Origin of the sequence: Synechococcus sp. GEYO (assembly GCF_900473955.1) — a bacterium.
Classification (GTDB): Bacteria; Cyanobacteriota; Cyanobacteriia; order PCC-6307; family Cyanobiaceae; genus Synechococcus_C.
Map to the genome: position 1 here is coordinate 67,933 of NZ_UCNL01000003.1, position 17,072 is coordinate 85,004.

At 59.7% G+C, this 17,072-nt stretch carries 17 protein-coding genes; 4 read left to right on the forward strand and 13 right to left on the reverse strand.

Going from position 1 to position 17,072, the window contains the following annotated elements; all coding sequences use genetic code 11:
• The first annotated feature begins 102 nt into the window (after positions 1–102).
• A complete protein-coding gene (locus DXY37_RS01270) occupies positions 103–858 on the forward strand; it encodes an alpha/beta fold hydrolase (protein ID WP_115125003.1) in 756 nt (251 codons plus the stop codon).
• On the opposite strand, the gene DXY37_RS01275 is transcribed toward DXY37_RS01270, so the two are convergent.
• Both DXY37_RS01275 and hisG read right to left on the reverse strand, forming a co-directional pair.
• A complete protein-coding gene (locus tag DXY37_RS01275; protein ID WP_115125004.1) occupies positions 831–2,672 on the reverse strand; it encodes an ABC transporter ATP-binding protein in 1,842 nt (613 codons plus the stop codon). The two genes, DXY37_RS01270 and DXY37_RS01275, sit on opposite strands and share 28 nt — an antisense overlap.
• A complete protein-coding gene (gene hisG, locus DXY37_RS01280; RefSeq protein WP_115125162.1) occupies positions 2,672–3,325 on the reverse strand; it encodes an ATP phosphoribosyltransferase in 654 nt (217 codons plus the stop codon). Before hisG ends, DXY37_RS01275 begins: the two co-directional genes overlap by 1 nt.
• A 29-nt stretch (positions 3,326–3,354) precedes the next feature.
• Here hisG and gloB point away from each other — a divergent pair, with 29 nt between their 5' ends.
• Positions 3,355–4,119: a hydroxyacylglutathione hydrolase gene (gene gloB / locus DXY37_RS01285; protein WP_115125005.1), complete on the forward strand. Its 765-nt coding sequence runs from the start codon at positions 3,355–3,357 to the stop codon at positions 4,117–4,119.
• 7 nt (positions 4,120–4,126) lie between these two features.
• Here the strand turns inward: gloB and DXY37_RS01290 are convergent, their stop codons facing one another.
• Positions 4,127–5,206: an ABC transporter ATP-binding protein gene (locus DXY37_RS01290; RefSeq protein ID WP_115125163.1), complete on the reverse strand. Its 1,080-nt coding sequence runs from the start codon at positions 5,204–5,206 to the stop codon at positions 4,127–4,129.
• Between the two features lie 43 nt (positions 5,207–5,249).
• On the opposite strand from DXY37_RS01290, the gene DXY37_RS01295 reads away from it, so the two are divergent.
• Positions 5,250–5,648 (forward strand): RidA family protein, encoded by a 399-nt coding sequence (locus tag DXY37_RS01295; protein ID WP_115125006.1) that lies wholly within the window; start codon positions 5,250–5,252, stop codon positions 5,646–5,648.
• Between the two features lie 47 nt (positions 5,649–5,695).
• Positions 5,696–5,923 carry a DUF3136 domain-containing protein gene (locus DXY37_RS01300; protein WP_067092943.1) on the forward strand — a complete coding sequence of 76 codons (228 nt, stop codon included), beginning with the start codon at positions 5,696–5,698 and terminating at the stop codon, positions 5,921–5,923.
• Between the two features lie 7 nt (positions 5,924–5,930).
• Here the strand turns inward: DXY37_RS01300 and cbbX are convergent, their stop codons facing one another.
• From cbbX to DXY37_RS01350, 10 genes are all read right to left on the reverse strand, one after another.
• Positions 5,931–6,848: a CbbX protein gene (gene cbbX, locus DXY37_RS01305; protein WP_115125007.1), complete on the reverse strand. Its 918-nt coding sequence runs from the start codon at positions 6,846–6,848 to the stop codon at positions 5,931–5,933.
• Entirely contained in the window at positions 6,832–7,083 is a 252-nt protein-coding gene (locus tag DXY37_RS01310) for a 4a-hydroxytetrahydrobiopterin dehydratase (protein ID WP_115125008.1), read from the reverse strand. Before DXY37_RS01310 ends, cbbX begins: the two co-directional genes overlap by 17 nt.
• Positions 7,084–7,109: 26 nt before the next feature.
• Complete coding sequence (locus DXY37_RS01315; protein WP_115125009.1) at positions 7,110–8,249, reverse strand: CO2 hydration protein; 1,140 nt, start codon at positions 8,247–8,249, stop codon at positions 7,110–7,112.
• Positions 8,246–9,769: an NADH-quinone oxidoreductase subunit M gene (locus DXY37_RS01320; protein WP_115125010.1), complete on the reverse strand. Its 1,524-nt coding sequence runs from the start codon at positions 9,767–9,769 to the stop codon at positions 8,246–8,248. The genes DXY37_RS01315 and DXY37_RS01320 overlap by 4 nt, the downstream gene beginning before the upstream one ends.
• Positions 9,770–9,773: 4 nt before the next feature.
• Positions 9,774–11,618 carry an NAD(P)H-quinone oxidoreductase subunit F gene (locus DXY37_RS01325; RefSeq protein WP_115125164.1) on the reverse strand — a complete coding sequence of 615 codons (1,845 nt, stop codon included), beginning with the start codon at positions 11,616–11,618 and terminating at the stop codon, positions 9,774–9,776.
• Between the two features lie 81 nt (positions 11,619–11,699).
• Positions 11,700–12,344, reverse strand: a complete 645-nt coding sequence (locus DXY37_RS13710; RefSeq protein ID WP_115125011.1) for a BMC domain-containing protein — start codon at positions 12,342–12,344, stop codon at positions 11,700–11,702.
• Positions 12,345–12,390: 46 nt separating this feature from the next.
• A complete protein-coding gene (locus tag DXY37_RS01335) occupies positions 12,391–12,642 on the reverse strand; it encodes a carboxysome peptide B (protein ID WP_115125012.1) in 252 nt (83 codons plus the stop codon).
• Positions 12,642–12,968: a carboxysome peptide A gene (locus tag DXY37_RS01340; RefSeq protein ID WP_115125013.1), complete on the reverse strand. Its 327-nt coding sequence runs from the start codon at positions 12,966–12,968 to the stop codon at positions 12,642–12,644. The genes DXY37_RS01335 and DXY37_RS01340 overlap by 1 nt, the downstream gene beginning before the upstream one ends.
• Positions 12,969–12,970: 2 nt before the next feature.
• Positions 12,971–14,734 carry a carboxysome shell carbonic anhydrase gene (locus DXY37_RS01345; RefSeq protein ID WP_115125014.1) on the reverse strand — a complete coding sequence of 588 codons (1,764 nt, stop codon included), beginning with the start codon at positions 14,732–14,734 and terminating at the stop codon, positions 12,971–12,973.
• A gap of 7 nt (positions 14,735–14,741) precedes the next feature.
• Complete coding sequence (locus DXY37_RS01350; RefSeq protein WP_115125015.1) at positions 14,742–17,063, reverse strand: CsoS2 family carboxysome shell protein; 2,322 nt, start codon at positions 17,061–17,063, stop codon at positions 14,742–14,744.
• Positions 17,064–17,072: the final 9 nt, after the last annotated feature.

Here is a 17,072-nt window from a genome sequence, read left to right on the forward strand (position 1 = left end):
CGTAAGGGAAGGGTCGTCGATCACTGACGATGCTGCATTGTCACGATCCTGGCGCACGGAAGGTGCGGAAGGCGGCAAGGTGGATGGGCAAGTTCTGCACAGATGCCTGCAAGTCAACTGGTGATAGCTGTTCATGGCTGGCTTTTGAGCAAGCAGGTCTGGTCGCCTCTTGCCGCATGCTGGAAAGAACGCCATCCAGAGATTGAGCTCTGGTGCCCTGATCTGCCTGGCTTCGGGGATGCGGAGCGCCCCTCAGGACTGCTTCCCAACTTGTCGGCCTACGGCCGCTGGCTGGCGGACGACGCCATTCACAGAGCGAAGGGACGACCCTTCGTGCTGTTGGGCCACTCACTCGGCGGCAGCGTGGTGCTGCATGCCGAAGCACATCTGCGACAACAGAAACAGACCGGTTTATTGGGCATTGTTCTCCTGGCAGCAGGGGGAGGGATCTATCAGCCACGGCCCTTTCGTCGACTGCGCGGCTTCGGGAAGTTGATTCTGGAGCTGCGTCCCGATGGCCTGGCTCAGCTACCAGCACCCCTTGGAACCCTTGGACCGTTCAAGGCCGAGCGGCGGGCTGCCCGCGGACTACTGGTGAACAGCACCAGCCGGGGCGCAGTTCGAGAACTACCTGGATTGGTGTCTGACCTAGCCGTCGACAGCCTCTGGATCAGTGGCGACAACGATCAGGTGATGGAACCTGGCTATGTGCGCCATCTGGCGGCTTACAGCCCTGGGCATGACTATCGCCAGATCGCTGGCTGTGGCCACCTGCCGATGCGAGAGAAGCCAGAGATTCTGAGCGACATCCTGTCCAGCTGGATTGAGGCTCAGAGCCTGGCAAGACCTCGTTCTTGAAGTTCGGCGAGTTCTGCATAGAGACCGCCCTGAGCGCGCAACTGCAAATGGGTTCCCTGCTCGATCAAACGGCCACGACGCAGAACGAGGATCCGATCGGCGGCCTCAACGGTGGCCAGACGGTGAGCAATCACCACGGCGGTTCGGCGTTCCAGCAAGCGGTCGAGATCTCTTTGCAGAGTGGCTTCCGTGGAAGGATCCATGAAGGCGGTGGCCTCATCCATCACAAGCACATTGGGATTGCGAATCGCCACGCGAGCCACAGCAAGCAGTTGACGTTCTCCAGAGCTGAGGTTGCCCCCGCGCTCGCGCAGCTCCGTGTCCAGCCCCTGAGGAAGCCGGCCCAGCAGTGAGCTGAGGCCGAGATCTCTGCAAACCTCCTTGAGCTGCTTGTCATCGATCTCCTTATCGAGTCGGAGGTTGTCACCGACGCTGCCACTGAACAGAAAGGTGTCCTGGAGAACCACCCCCAGCTGGCGACGTAGATCCGCCAGAGGAAGGCTGCGGATATCGCGTCCATCGAGAAGGATGCGGCCCTGCTGGGGCTCATAAAGCCTGCAGAGCAAGCGGATCACCGTGGTCTTTCCAGAACCGGTGGGGCCCACCAACGCCACATGCTCACCGGGCGCAAGCCTGAAGCTCAGATCCTGAAGAATCGGCTCATCAGGTCGATAGGCGAAATGAACACCTTCAAACACGACTTCGCCGCGGGCCGACGGCATCACCTGCAGTGGAGCAGGCAAGGTTTCAAGAGGCGATTCCTTGGTGTTGCCAGGGCCCGCAAGGGTGTGATCTCGAATTTCCAGTGGCTCCTCGAGCAGTTCTCCAATGCGCTCAACCGCGGTCAAGCCACCCTGAATCTGGGTAAATCGCTCGGCCATCTGCCGCAGTGGATCAAACAGCCGCTGTGAATAGAGGATGAACGTTGTCAGGATCCCCAGCCCCATCGCCCCGGAGGTGACCATCCAGCCCCCCAGAGCCAGCACAATCGCCACGGCACCGAGGGAAACCCACTCCAAGAATGCGGAGATGCTGCTGTCAAACAAAATCGTTCCATTCACCGCCTCGCGATAGGCCAGGCCGGTGCGTTGGAAACGGTCACCGTTGAAGGCTTCACGGCGAAACATCTGAACTACGTCGAGACCCTGCAGATTTTCCTGAAAATCTGCATTCAGCTGCGACAGCTCCTCACGCACCCGATAGTTGGCTTTGCGGTAGCGCCCCTGCAACCAGAGCACAACCAGGGTCACCGGAACCTGAGACACGAGCAAGAGCAGCCCGAGTCGCCATTCAATCAACAACATGGTCACCGCAATCACGGTGAGCGTGACCAGATCGCCAAGAATGCCAACAGCCCCGCTGCCAAACACCTCAGCCAATGCATCAACATCACTGGTGAGGCGCGTGAGCAACTTGCCCACTGGCATGCGGTCATGGAACCGCAGGGAAAGATCCATCGCATGGGCGAACAAATCACGGCGAATTCGGGCTGTGAGTCGCTGCCCGACGGATTGGATGTTGTAGCTCTGCACCCCCTGTAGAGCCAGACGCACCAGCACAGAAATCAGCAGAGCACCAATGATCAGCCGCAGGGCCAGGGTGCTGTCGAGAGGCTGCAGGATCGGAGCGACCGCCTCGTTGGTGGCACCGGAGACGGTGCGCAGAATCGAGATGGCCTGACCGACAAGCAGCGGCTGAATCGCGCCGGCAAGCGCCACCGGAATCAGCAGGATCAGGGTGAGCAGCAGACGACGACGGTCGCGTCCGAGGTAGCGCCCCAGCCGACTGATGCGCTGAAGATCGGAACCGGCCATCAGGTCGTGCTCACCATCTCCCTCTTGGGAGCATCCATCGCCTCGATAACCTGTTGCAGCTCTCCCTGATCCAAGCGCAGCGAAAGCGGATGGCCCACGAGTCGGGCCGTGGTGTGGAAGAGGTCTTCAATCGCCACCAAACCGTTATCTCTGAGGGTTCGTCCTGTGGCGACCAGGTCGACAATTGCTTCTGCGATTCCTGTGATTGGACCAAGCTCCACGGATCCTGTGAGGTGCACAAGCTCAACCGGGAGATCAATGGAATCGAAATACTGCCTGGCACAACGGGTGAATTTGCTGGCCACACGGCAATGCGGCGGCAGGTCGGTGGGTCTCTGGTAACCACTGCTCGACTTGACGGCAACGGACATACGACAGCCGCCGAAGCCAAGATCGACGAGGTGCGCCACAGGCATCTGGTGCTCGCGCAGCACGTCGTAACCAACCACACCGAGCTGGGCTTGCCCATAAGCCACGTAAACCGGCACATCACCGTTCCGAACCAGCAGAGCTCGGGCCCGGCCACAGACCGAAGGCACCATCAGCTGGCGGTTATCGGGATCCAACACCGCCGAAAAATCAAGACCGGCAAGCTTGAAACGTTCCACGGACTCCCGCAGCAGCGCGCCCTTGGCCAGTGCAACGGTGATCATGGAAGCTTGCATCGCCCAAAACTTTAACGATGGGCCACCCCTGTCAGAGCGACGGAATCAAGCCACTGCCAGTCCTGCAGGACAACGTCGTCTGGATCTGGGCAAGGGGACGCGAGGCGGTCGTCGTCGATCCCGCTGTCGCCGAACCAGTGAGGCAATGGCTGGTGGATCGCAAGCTGGAGCTCGCCGCCGTCCTGCAGACCCATCACCATGCAGACCACATCGGCGGCACACCCGATCTGTTGCGGCAATGGCCTTCAGCTGCGGTGATCGCAGCAGCAGCCGATCAGGAGCGGATTCCTTTCCAGACGGTGTCGGTCGAGCCGGGCATGCAGCTCGAGCTGCTCGGACAGCCCATTTCAGTGATCGACGTGCGAGCCCATACCCGGGCGCATCTGGCTTATGTCCTACCCAAGGGGTGCTCACCGGAGCTTCCGACGCCAGTGCTGTTCTGTGGCGACACCCTGTTCGGGGCAGGCTGCGGACGCCTGTTCGAAGGATCAGCCGAAGACATGCATCTGGCCCTCAAACGCCTGCAAGATCTCCCAGACGACACCATCGTGCATTGCGCTCACGAGTACACCGAAGGCAACCTGCGCTGGGCCCATGCCCTCAGACCAGATGATCAGGCCATCGCCGCACGCCTGAGCACAGTCCAAGACCTGCGCAGCCGTGGAAGTCTGTCCCTGCCCAGCACCATGGGTGAGGAGCGGCGCACCAACCTATTTTTGCGAGCATGTTCAGTGCAAGAGCTGCGTGAACTCAGGCTTCACAAGGACAGCTGGAGCGGCTGAACAGAGATCAACTGGCTCGGGTCAGCAGGGCGCGTCGCTGAGGGTGCAGCAAAACCGATGAACCGGGCTGAAGACGCAGACGACAGGTCTGGCCGCGTACATAGTCCTCGGAAAGCGGTCTCAGCAGCCTCAGCTGCCGGTCACCGCTCTTCACCCTGTACATCCAGCTGTGGCCAAGGAACTCGCGCCCCACCACCTGATCCTCACCGTTGGCATCCTCCAGCAGCGCGATGGCTTCGGGAGCGACCAAAACCGTTGCCTCCTCTGGCAGGGCATCGGCCTGAAGATCGCCAGGTCTCTCCAGATCACCCAGAGGGCAGCGCAGACAACCGCCGGCAGCATCGTTCCAAACCGGCAGAACATTGCGCTGAAGCACAAAGCTGCCGACGAAAGGTGTTGCCGGTGATTCCACCAGCTCCTTCGGGCTGGCGCACTGATGCAGCCGTCCGTCGCGCAGCACAGCCACCCGACTGCAAATGGCCAGGGCTTCCTCCGGGTCATGGGTGACCAACACGCCGCTGGCGTTGCAGGCACTGAGAACAGAAGGCAGTTCACTGCGCAAGCGCAGCCGAACCTCCACGTCCAGGTTGGAGAAGGGTTCATCAAGCAGCACCACCGATGGCGCTGGGGCCAGAGCTCTCGCTAAAGCCAGACGTTGACGCTGACCGCCGGAAAGCTCATGGGGATAACGCTCTTTCAACCGTTCCAGACCCAGCAGCTCCAGCAGCCAGGACGCCCGACCTGTGTCCTGCCCGCCGCGAAGACCAAAACAGGTGTTGGCCCAGGCATTCAGGTGAGGGAACAGGGCATAGTCCTGAAACACCATGCCCACTCCACGGCGTTCGGCGGCCAGCGAGCGCTGAGGGCTGGCCACCTCGCGGCCATGAAGGCGAATGCTGCCGCGGATTGGTCTTTCAAAGCCGGCGATCAATCTCAGAAGGGTGGTCTTGCCGCAGCCGGAGGGGCCCAACAACCCCACAAGTTCACCGCCCTGCAGGCTGAGATTGATGTCCTGAAGAGTCCACTCCGCTCCGGAAGCGTCATAGCTGTGCCAGAGACCGTCGATCTCCACTGGAGGGGACTCCATCGACACGAAGCGCGAAAATGCAGACCCATTGTGATCCCTCTTGATGTCAACTACCACCCATCAAGCCGTCACCACACCTGACGCACCTGCTCCGGTCGGGCCGTACAACCAGGCCGTGCAGGCTGGCGGATGGCTCTATTGCTCTGGCCAAATCCCTCTTGACCCAGCCACCGGAGCAATGGTGGGTGGCGGCGATGTGGAAGCTGAAACAAGGCAAGTGCTGCGCAATCTGAAGGCCGTTCTGAGCGCTGCAGGAACTGAGGCCGCCAAGGTCGTGCGGACCACGGTGTATCTGGTCGATCTCGCCGATTTTCAGGCGGTTAATGCGATCTATGCCGAAATGTTCGGAAGCGGTGTGAGCCCTGCCAGGGCCTGCGTTCAGGTCGCAGCACTACCCAAGGGCTCCAAGGTGGAGATCGACTGCATCGCCTGGCTTGGATGAAGCGATCCGGCGGTTTCATAAGTTAAGAGATGAACCGAGCGACCTTCATGGCCCAGGCCAAGCTGACCATCGGCGAACTGGAAGCGGGCTATCCCCTGTACTGCAAGGCGTTACGACGGCTGCTCAAGGAAGGTCGAGAAGTCAAGGACATCGAAAAAACCGTGTGCTGGGGCCATCTGGAAACGCTGAACCGCTGCCTTCCAGGGCGTTACAAGGCACCCTCCTACCTGATGGCATTGATCAAAAGGGATCTTGAGCAGCCCACCCCGAGGTGAGCAGTGTTCAGACGGCTCCGTCGGTCAGTGGCATGGAAGGATCGGCTCCCTCCACTTCCCCCTGGAACACACGACTGGCAAACACATCCGCAGCTTCGATCGTGATCAAGGCTTCACGACTGAGAGGTTGACCGCGGCGAGAGAACAAGCGGTTGGCATGCCGCAGTCGCAGACGATCGAGGGCATTGCGGATTGAACGTGCATTAGCGAAGAACGGCAATTGACGCCGCCTGCTGATGTAGCTCTCAAAAGCTTCAACGGCTGCTTCGCTGAATTGATACTGCTGTTGTTCCAGCAACAGTTGAGCAATCGCCATCAATTCACACTGGCTGTAATCAGGAAAGTCGATGTGGTGAGCAACCCTTGAGGAAAGTCCTGGATTGGATTGATAAAAGGCTGTCATCCGATCTTTGTAACCGGCAAAGATCACCACAAGATCATTGCGCTGACTCTCCATCTCCTGCAGAAGAATCTCAATCGCTTCAGCTCCATAATCTCTCTCATTTCCCGGTTTGTAGAGGTAGTAAGCCTCGTCAATGAACAGGACGCCTCCCTGGGCGCGTTTGATCATCTCTTTGGTTTTCGGGGCCGTGTGCCCCACATATTGACCAACAAGGTCATCTCGGGTGACGGTGATCACATGGCCTTTGCGCAAGTAACCGAGGCGATGAAGAATCTGCGACATCTTCTGCGCAACAGTTGTTTTTCCGGTTCCTGGTTGACCGGTGAACGACATGTGCAGGCTGGGCGCTTTGCTGAGCAGATCCAGGGACTGACGAGCCTGATCCACCAACAGCAAAGCGGCGATCTCACGAATTCTGGTTTTGACCGGCCGCAGACCGATCAGCTCGGTGTCTAAGTGCTCGAGGACCTCTCCGACTCCCGAAGCAATAAAACTGGCCTCAAGATCAATCGATGAGTCCATCAATCGCCGCGGCGAAGGCGTGATCTGAATCGGTAAGGCTCGCATCCTCCGCGTCCACATCAGGGCGCAAAGTGATGTTCACATAGGTTTTCCCAAAGCTGATGTCGGGATAGCGCTTGTTCAGTTCACTGAACTCACCGAGCCGATCAAGAAAATCACGGGTTGAGCTGTAGCTATCGAACTCGAATCGCTTCTCCAGACAGACCGGTCGCTTGCGTTCGTTCCAAGCTTCCATTAACAACCTCGAGGCCTCTCCGAAACCTAAAGGAGAGCCACCCGCTGGCAGCCCATCAGGCGTTCTGACCAAGCAGATGCATAGGCATGGTTGGCTGCCTGCTGCTCAGGATCCTGGGTATCGAGAGGATTGGGCATAGTGCCGGCGATCGCTGCGTTGGTGACACAGAACATCGACTTCTGGAAGCTGATGCAGATCTGAACATGGGGATCCGCCTGGGCACGACCATGATGGTCGTACCAGCGGCTGAGCTCCTCGGGAAGGTTCCGGTACATGTCCGACATGCACAGGCTGGGAGGAATTCCAGCTCCCATACTCGGCAAAGGATCGGCGTAAAGAGCTCCGTATTTGAACAGGCTCTGGTCTGCCGCGATCTGGCGGGCCTGAGCGTTGTACGACACCGTTCCCAGAAATGGCATCCCTCGAAAGAACACCGCCTCCACATAGGGAACTGCGACATCCACCAGGAAGGTGAGACCAGCTTCTGGGGGGAGCACCCAGACGGACTCTCCGCCCACCATGACCTCGTAGGTGATGGGATTGCCTGCGGCCGTCACCAGACCATCACGGATGTGGTGAACCACATCAAGCACACAGGCCACTTCCCCGATGCGATAACGGCGTGCCAGATCGATGAAGATGTCACTCATCACCCGCCAGAACAGGCCGAGCGCATAGATCGTCGTCATCGACCGGATCGCCTCCGGCGCGAATCCCGGATAAAGGGTGTTCACCAAACGCAGAAGCGGATCCCGCTTGGAGCGCAGGGCAATCACGCGGCGGCATACATCCTGGAACGGCTCTGAATCGAAATAGGCATCCATCCCACCGGTGCCATGCCAGAACATCGCCTTCTGGCAGTACTCGGCATATTCGAAATTGATGCGGTCGCCCATCAGGTGCTCCCAGAGGCGCTTGGCAGTCAACCCTTCGTGAAAGAAGCGGAACACCGGGAACGGGTTGAGAAGCTGTGTCTTCCCCTGATGAACCAGGTTGCAGCTATAGGCATCCAGGACGAGGCCATAGCTCTCCAGCACGTTGACCACCTGCAGCAGATGATCAGGGGTGTCAGCAAGCAGAGGTGTATCCGAGAGCAGGCGCCTGATCAGTTCCTCCTGATCGGGGAGCGTGGGTTCAGTGGCTTGAGGTCGGGCAGTGGTGGTCATGAGAGCCCTCCAGGCTGGACCAGTGTGGCGAGTTCACTGAGCTGGGCGGTGGCTGGCTGGCTCAGGCCCACGAGCAGATTGGGAACGACACCAAGCAGAAGGATCAGCAAAGACATCGAAAGAGCAGGAATCTGCTGAGCGAAAGGAACCTGATTGAGAATCTTTGGATTCTGATTGGCGCCGGGAGCCACCGCAAGACGACCGAAGAAGGCACGGTTCACCAGCAGCAAGAAGTACACAGCTGTGAGACCTGAACCGACCATGGACAGAAGGGTGGCCACAGGGAACATTTCGAAACTGCCCTTGAACACCAGGAACTCGGAAATGAAGCCGGCCATGCCGGGGATGCCTGCACTGGCCATGACACCAATGATCATCAGAGTGCCAGTGAGTGGCAGACCACGCTGAGGATTCAGCAGCCCCCTCAGCACATTCAGATCACGGGTGCCGGTGCGTTCATAAACGACACCCACCGCAAGGAAAAGAACCGCTGAGATCAAACCGTGACTGACCATCTGAAACAGAGCACCAATCAGCGCGAGGGGGGTGGCCGCAGCGGCGGCGAGCAACACATAGCCCATATGGCCCACGGAGCTGTAGGCCACCATCCGCTTCATATCGGTCTGAGCGATGGCTGCCAGCGATCCATACAGCACTGAAACGGCAGCCCAGCCAGCCAGCCATGGAGCCGCCACGGACCAGGCCTCCGGGAAAAGGCCGAGGCAGAAACGCAGAAGGCCATAGGTGCCCAGCTTGAGCAAGACCCCGGCCAACAGCACTGAAACTGGCGTGGACGCTTCGGTGTGCGCATCTGGAAGCCAGGTGTGGAAAGGGAAAAGGGGAATCTTGATCCCGAAGCCGATCAGAAGACAGGTCATCAGGACCAGCTGGCTGGTCAATCCCATCTGAGTCGTGAGGATCGGGCGAATTCCGAAATCAACGCTTCCCGTGACTAAGGCGATCCCCAGGAAGGCCGCCAGAATCAGCACGCCTGACACGGCGGTGACGATCAAGAACTTGGTGGAGGCATAGGCCCTGTTGGCGCCACCCCAGATGGCGATGAGCAGCCAGAGAGGAATCAGTTCCAGTTCATAGAACAGGAAGAAGAGCAGAAGGTTCTGAGCGAGAAAGGCTCCATTCACAGCTCCACTGATCACCAGCAGAAGGGCGAAATACACGCGGGGGCGATTCTCAACTGAGCGCGAGGCAGCTGCTGCCACGAGGCAGAGCACCCCATTCATCAGCACAAGCGGGAGCGACAGACCATCAACTCCGAGGCTGAATTCAAGGCCCATCTGCGGAAGCCAGGGAAGAATCTCCACCAGCTGCTGGCCGGGCTCGACAGCCGAAAAGGGGATCAGCAGACCAAAACTGAGCAGGCACTGGACCGCGAGGGTGACCAGGGTGAAGGTCCGACTGCGACCGACACTCTCAGAATTGTCGGAACTGTCTGCATCCGGCAGAACACAGATCAACAATGCGCCCAGGAAGGGGATCAGAAGAAGAATCGTCAGCATGATGACCTCACTGCAGAACCCAGCTCAGAGACATGAGCAGCAGCACGATGGCGCCGATCACGGTGAGCACATACGACTGGGTCTGACCACTGATGCTCAGCTTCAGGCCTTCGGCACTCGACAGGGAGAAGCGTGCCAGACCATGCAGCACGCCATCGACGACATTGCGGTCAAACCAGCCGGCGAGCTGCGAGAAGGTGGCCACCACATTGACAATTGTGACTCGGTAAAAACGCTCGGTGTAGAAGTCGTAGGCGAGCAGATCCTGAAACCAGCGAAGAATCGGATTGAGAGAGCGTGACCAGGCTTTGTTTAGGGGAACGAGAGCCCCGACAATCAACCCGGAAGCACCACTCGACACCACCAGAGCAGCCGCCCAGAAGGGGAAGGCCAGCAGACCATCGAGGGATTCCAGACGGATCAGCAGGAACGGCGTCAGCACCACGATCACGGTGAGAGCCACCATCGGCAACGCCATCTGCCAGTTGATCTCAGCGGCTCGACGGGTCTTAGCAAGTGATGGACCAAGGAACACCAGGCGGAACACCCGGGTGAGGTTCAACGCTGTGAGGGCATTGGTGATCAGGAATACCGGCACGAACACCACAGCTCTGGCTCCGACCAACTCCACAGCTTGGGCAAGGCAGAGGAATCCACCGAGTGGAAGCAATCCAACGAGCCCAGCTCCACCAACCAGAAAGGCGCCTGTAGTAGCGGGCATACGGCTGGCCAAACCGCCGAGCTCGGTGATGTCCTGACAGTTGGTCGAAGCGATCACCCCACCGACACTCATCGACAGGAGAGCCTTCGAAACGGCGTGGGCATAGAGCAGCAGCAATGCCAGCACGGGCACCTGCAAGGAAATCGCGATGAACACCAAACCGAGATAGGCCGTCGTGGAGTACGACAGCGTGCGCTTGATATCAACCTGGGCAATCGAAACAAGGGAACCGCCGACGGCGCTGATCGTGCCAATCACCTGAAGCACTACAAGAGTCACCGGCGCGTGCTGCAACAGGGGCATGACCTTGAGCAGCACGATCGCACCACAGGTCACCACAACGGAATTGCGCAGAATCGAGGCAGGGTTCGGACCCTCCATGGCCTCATCAAGCCAGAGGTGCATGGGGAACTGGGCGCACTTGCCGGTTGGTCCTGCCACCAGTCCAAGACCGAGCAGAGTTGCAGCCAATGGCGTCAGGGTGTCCCGGGCCGACCAGCTGTAGAGATCATCGAAGCTCGTAACGCCTGACCAGGCGGTGAGGGCCACCACACTCATCAACAACATCACGTCACCGACGCGTTTGGTTAGAAACGCGTCGCGGGCTGCAGTGACCACCAACGGCTGGGCATACCAGAAGCCCACCAGCAGATAGGTGGACAGGGTGAGCATCTCCAGAAGGAAATAGCTCTGAAATAAAGAATCGCTCAGCACAACTCCCGACATCGCTCCCTCGAAGAAACCGAGCAGAGCAAAGAAGCGAGCTAGCGCCCATTCCTTGTCGAGGTACCCCAGCGAATAGATCTGGGAGAGAAGGCTCAGGCCAGTGATCAGCTCAAGAGCGGAAACATTGGTGAGCGAAAGGCTGAAGCTGATCTCAAGATTGAGATCACCCACAGTCAGCCAGGGCATGCCGATCAAAGCAGGACCGTTTGCCATGACTTCCCTGAGCACAAGACTCCCGTGAACCACGGCCAGCAGGGTCAGCAGGATGTTGAGATACGCCGGAGGTCGATGGGCATCTCGACGGAACCATCCGAAGGCCCAAGGAAGGGACACCAGCATTCCGGCGAATCCATAGAGAGGAATCAACCAGGCGGTCTGAAGAGGCAGCGAAAGAGCTGGAGTCAAAAGCAACGAGACCTGAAGGGCCGTTGTGGTTCGTGTTGGCCGGGGAATCTAGTCCGAAATGATGCAGAGAGACGTTATTGATCAACTACGTCTTCGCACATTGGTCGGAACAAGCGCAGGCTCCACTTCCTGATGGGGACGGGCAATGATGTGGGCCGCCACGAGGCCGTCTCCGACACGCTCACAGGCATCAGCGCCTGCTCGCACTGCGGCGTTCACGGCACCGGTCTCACCGCGCACCATCACCGTGACATAGCCGCCACCGACATATTCACGGCTGATCAGCTGCACTTCGGCAGCCTTCGTCATCGCGTCGGCAGCCTCGATGGCAGGCACCATGCCGCGGGTTTCAATCATGCCGAGGGCCACTCCCTGCACAGACGGTTCAGGAGCAGCTGAGACGGACTTGGAGGCGCGACCTGAGCCTGATGAGCCTGAAGACGATGAAGCGCGACGGCTGCTGCTACTCCGTGCCGCCAAGGCACGGCTGGAGCCAGACCTTGCAGTGGTGCTGCGACGGGTGGTTGTAGAGCGACTGCTCGCGACCGGAGTCACATCCACAGTGGCTTTAGAGGCTGCCGAATCAGCCGTCGAGGAAACCGCTTTGGATGCAGAACTGGTTGCGGCCCCAGCGGAGGCCTGACCTGAGGCCTTGGCCGTCGTTGAAGTGGTCGAAGCTGCAGCAGCGGCTGCGGAAGAGCGACGACGGGGAGCTGGGGATGCCATGGGGAAAAGTTCTGATGGATGAAATGGAGGAACGGGACGCGATCAGTTATCCATCCGGCATCCAGTGGTCGATGATTCCACCGATCGTCAGATCCGTGAGCACGGAGCTGTTGGGGCATGCAAAACGGGCTGCAGAACCACTGGCGGTGAAAACCCAGTTGCCCTCTCGCGCTCCGACCGGGTCAACAGCAACCAGCTGCTTGCCCTTGTTGTTCTGGAGAATGCGCAGGTGCATGTGATCCAACCCCCCCAGGCGGTAAGAGCAGACCAGTGTCCCCATCACCTGCATGATCTCCATCAGGTCTTCTCTCCTGGCTTAGAGGAGGGGGATGGCTTGGAGGATGCAGGAGCTGAAGGGGGTGCCGACGACGGTTTGGGTGTATCGGGCTCCCAGTGGTCAATGATGCCCACGATGGTGAGATCACTGGGGTAAGACTTGCTGCCTGCAGCTTCGCGGGCGGCGGAACTGCTGACGCAGATCACCCAGTCGCCGGGCTTGGCCCCGACTGCATCGACAGCCACTTTCTTGGTGCTGCCGTCCAGAACCACCTGGAGATGCTTGTGCTCGAAATCCGGAATCCGGTTGGTTGAAACGAGCGGCTTCAGGACCTTGACAATCAGCATGGTCAGTGAGCCTCCTGCTGGACGGGATCGAGTGTGGAACCTACCGCCACCGCCGGGAGAGGCTGGTCACGGTCGCGAATGGTGAGAAGCGTGTGGAGCAGACCTTCGCTGACAAGCGCTGAATAACGCTCATCGATGGCCTTCTGAATTCGATGGCAATCGGCAATGGCACGCTCCCGCGCACCGGGCACCTTGCCTGAATAATCGAAACGCACCACGACCGGAATTGGCAGATCGCGGGCGACATTGAGTCCCTTGAAGATTTTCACTCCGACATCAAGATCAGGAGCGCCTTGTTCAACGGTGTCGAGGTGAGCGAAATAGGTGAGGTTGCGCAGATGCACCTCCTTAAAGCCGATGCCGACACCGATGAAGCGCTCTGCATGGCCGGCGTCGGGATAAGCGCCGTGATGAAGCGATCGAACGTAATCCTGCTGGGAGATGTTGCTGACAAGCAATCGTGTGATGAACCGCACCATGCCTTCATCGGGGGCGGATGACACATGGGTCTGAACAGCGGCCTGGACAGCATCCCTGGCCTGCTGCACCGTGAGCGGGGCAGTGCTTTCGTAAAGCGATCTGGCACAGAGCCACTGATCCAGTCGGATCTCTCCGTCCTGATCAGGAACATGAACACGAATGGCATCGGTGTCTGTGTCCAGACCGATCAGAAGCAAATCGACAGAAGCACCACAGCAGAAGCTGTTTTCAACAGCTTCACGGAAGTCATGCAGACGCTGAAGTCCTGAGGATGCGGCCAGAGCGTCGTCGCTGCCATGGGCTGCACAACCCTGATGCGTTGGATCAAGGGAGCTGAAGTGATAAGCCACCACCTTCAGGTAACGGGTTGGCGCATGCGCCTCATTCGGAACCTGCTCACGAAAACGGCGATGTTCGGTCTTGATCCAGCGATTGACCGTGTTCTCAACATCGAACATGGCTCCGGCATGGGAGCGCCGGCGCACAGCACTGAAAGGGATCCTCAGCGCATAGGCAATTGTGTGAGCCAGGCGACCATCGGCGCAGGGTGTGACGTCCAGCAGATGAAAACCGCAGTCGAGGAGGAACGCATTGAATTCCTCCGAAGCCCGGCTGCCTGACGCGGCTTCCAGGGGGTCGTCCTGGAAAAAACGTTCACTGAACAGCTGGTGGGACTGGAAGACGCACCATGCAAACAATGCGCGCATGTCGAGAGGTCTCACCCACGACTTCTCAAGGATGTGATCCGGAAGATCGAAACCCAATTCTGCGCGGGCCAGCCGCTGAGCCTGCGCCAGGAAGTCTTGTTCGTGCTGCAGAGCAGAGACCTGCTTCAACAGAGGCACAATCCGATCGAAACGGCCCTTCACCTCCAGCTCGTAAGCCTTGAGGCGTTCATTGGCCGACTGGTCGGTCAGCGGATGGGACTCCACCGACCAGGGAAGGGATGTTCTGCTGAGATTGACGGCAACTGAAGTTCGAAGTTCTCCACGCTTCACCCAGCCGGGCTGCTGGGGAGTGGGACGACGACGGTCTGCCTGGGAACGGATACGTCCGCCTGAGACGGAACCGCCCTTCGGTAAAGCAGCCTTGCCAGATGTCGTCAGGGCCTGGCGGCGCAGAAGAGCCGACTGTCGTGCTGTGCTGCCGGAGGGCGAGCTGACCTCCCCTTGTGAGAAGGATTCAGCTTTAGCAGTGTCTTGAGCCAGTGAGGCCTGGAGCTGGCGCCGGGTGGGAGCAGTGGGCGCAAGAGGTCGCCCGCCACGGGAAGGCATGGAGCGAACCATTTGCGAATCAGCCCCTTGCGCCGCCAGAGACGGTGATCAGAGAGCCTTTGTCGGTGTTGCCATGGGATCCGGTAACACGGCAGACAGGCCACTCGGCTTGCTCATTTCGCTTGCGTTCGAAGGGAGCCATGGCACCCATGGGACCAGGACGGCTGGGGTTGCGCCGGCGGGCTGAAGCACCTTCGGTACCGGTGACATGCTCGCCACGGTCCCAGTCATCTCCAGTGACCTTGGTGGAGGAGCCCTCACCAGTCACCCGGGAGGTTGGCTCATCAGCAGGTTCACTGACAACGGCCACAGTGGGCTGGAAGTGCCGGCGCTGAAAATCGCGGTTGTCGAAGCGGAACTGCTCGGTGCCGGTGACCTTGCCGCCGGCCATGTCAAAAGGGCCGGTGATGCGATTGCCTTGTTCATAGGACGTTCCAGTGACGGAACCCTGAGCATCACGCTGCTGTTGAGCAGCGCGAGCTGGTGACGTGACGCTGAAACGGGTCCAGGCAGCACCTTCAGGCGATTGACCATGGGTGTCGGTGCCGGCCGGAGCCTCTGCGCCACAGGCTGCAGCCAATTGGTCAGCACCCACGTAGGGAGTGCCTGTCACCGCTTCACAGGCACCACGCTGATCGCCGGTCATCACTCCGCCGACTCCGGGCTGAATGCCGGTCATGGCGGCTGAAGGTGTTCCAGGACGGACAGGTGTGCGTTCTCTGATCGCCTGAACTGCGGGAGTTCCGCAATGCTGGCCTGCTTGCTCAAGACCGGCGTAGGGCGTTCCGGTCACGGCTTGACAGCTGCCAGGCTCATCACCGGTGACACGCTCGGAACGGCCCGTGCGGGTCCCGCTCACAACCTGATTGCGGTTGGTGATGCTGAAACCGACCTTGGCGGCCTCGGGGTCAGGTTTTGCTCCGCAGAAAGCATTGACCTGCTCAGAGCTGATGTACTGATCACCGGTCACGCGGTGGCAGGATCCGAACTCATCTCCAGTCACCTGGGAGGAACGGCCAACCAAGGTGCCTGTCACTCCCGTTCCTGAAAGAGTGGCGGACAGACCGACCTTTGCGGCTGGGCGACCATCGGGGAGGGGATCTGAACCGAGGTACTGATCTCCGGTGAGGCTGCGGTTAGCTCCGGCTTCATCGCCGGTGACGCTGGCGGAACGTCCAACCATCACACCACTCACAGGGCGGCCCTCCAAGGTGAGACTGTGTCCGACCTTGCGAGGGGATGGGTTGGACCCACCGCAGTAGGCAGCGGACTGATTGGCGGAAATGTATTCCGTGCCTGTCACGCTTTTGCAAGTGCCCGGCTCATCGCCGGTGACCTTGCCCGATCGACCGACCTCATTACCGGTCACACGATTGCCATGACTGGTGGCAGTAACTCTCACCTTGGCAGGTGTTGTGGGCTCGGGGGCCTGCTGACAGAATGTCTGGAAGACCTCAGCGCCCAAGTACTCAGTGCCTGTGATGGAGCGACAGGTGCTGGCCTCATTGCCGGTGGTCTTCACCGAGCGGTTGGCCTGGGTCCCGGTCACGGTCTGTCCGGATGGCGTCGTGCTTTCTCCCACTTTCCAGTGAGCATCGGCGGCGGCAGCCTGCTTGGCACCGTGGCGATTGGGTCCGGTGGGACGTGTAACGCCAGCGTTCTGCTTGCTGATTGCACCGGCTTTAGCCCGCAGCTCGCGCACCTGCTGAGCGATCTCCCGGCTGGAGAGATCAGGATTGGCCTGACGGGCCACAGCGGCTGCGCTGGTGGGCTGCTTACCAGCGGTTTTGCCATGTTTTGACATGGCATCACGACGCGCCAGCACCAGGGCACGGCTGGGATTTTCGATGGAACGCCTCTTTGGGGTGACTGAGCGGCGCTCAAGACCGGCACGGCGATCACCGGAGCGCGATGTCAGCTCAACGGTGACGGCTGGACGATCAGCTTTTTCAGCAGCAACAACCGGTGCAGGGGACGGAGCTTCACGGGCCACATCTGCACGGTTGCGGTCGCGGCTGGATGCTGCGGTCTTGCCGCGGCGAGACAGGGCTTCACGACGGGACAGAACCAGATCGCGGCTGGGATTGCGCAGCGCCTTCGCGTTTGAGGAGTGGGAGCGTGCGGGCGTCCGAGTGAGAGAGGCCGCACGTTCGGGAGCTGCCGCTACAGGAGCAGTCACCGCTGGTTCGTTCACTGCCGTGACTTCCGTACGGGTGGGACGAGCATCGGTCGCAGTGCGCACGCGGTTGTTACCACCGGCGGCGGCAGACGCCTTCTTACCGGAGGTCGTCAGCGCTTTGCGGCGCTCAAGTGCGAGTTCTCGACTGGAAAGTCTTGCCATGTCCGCCCG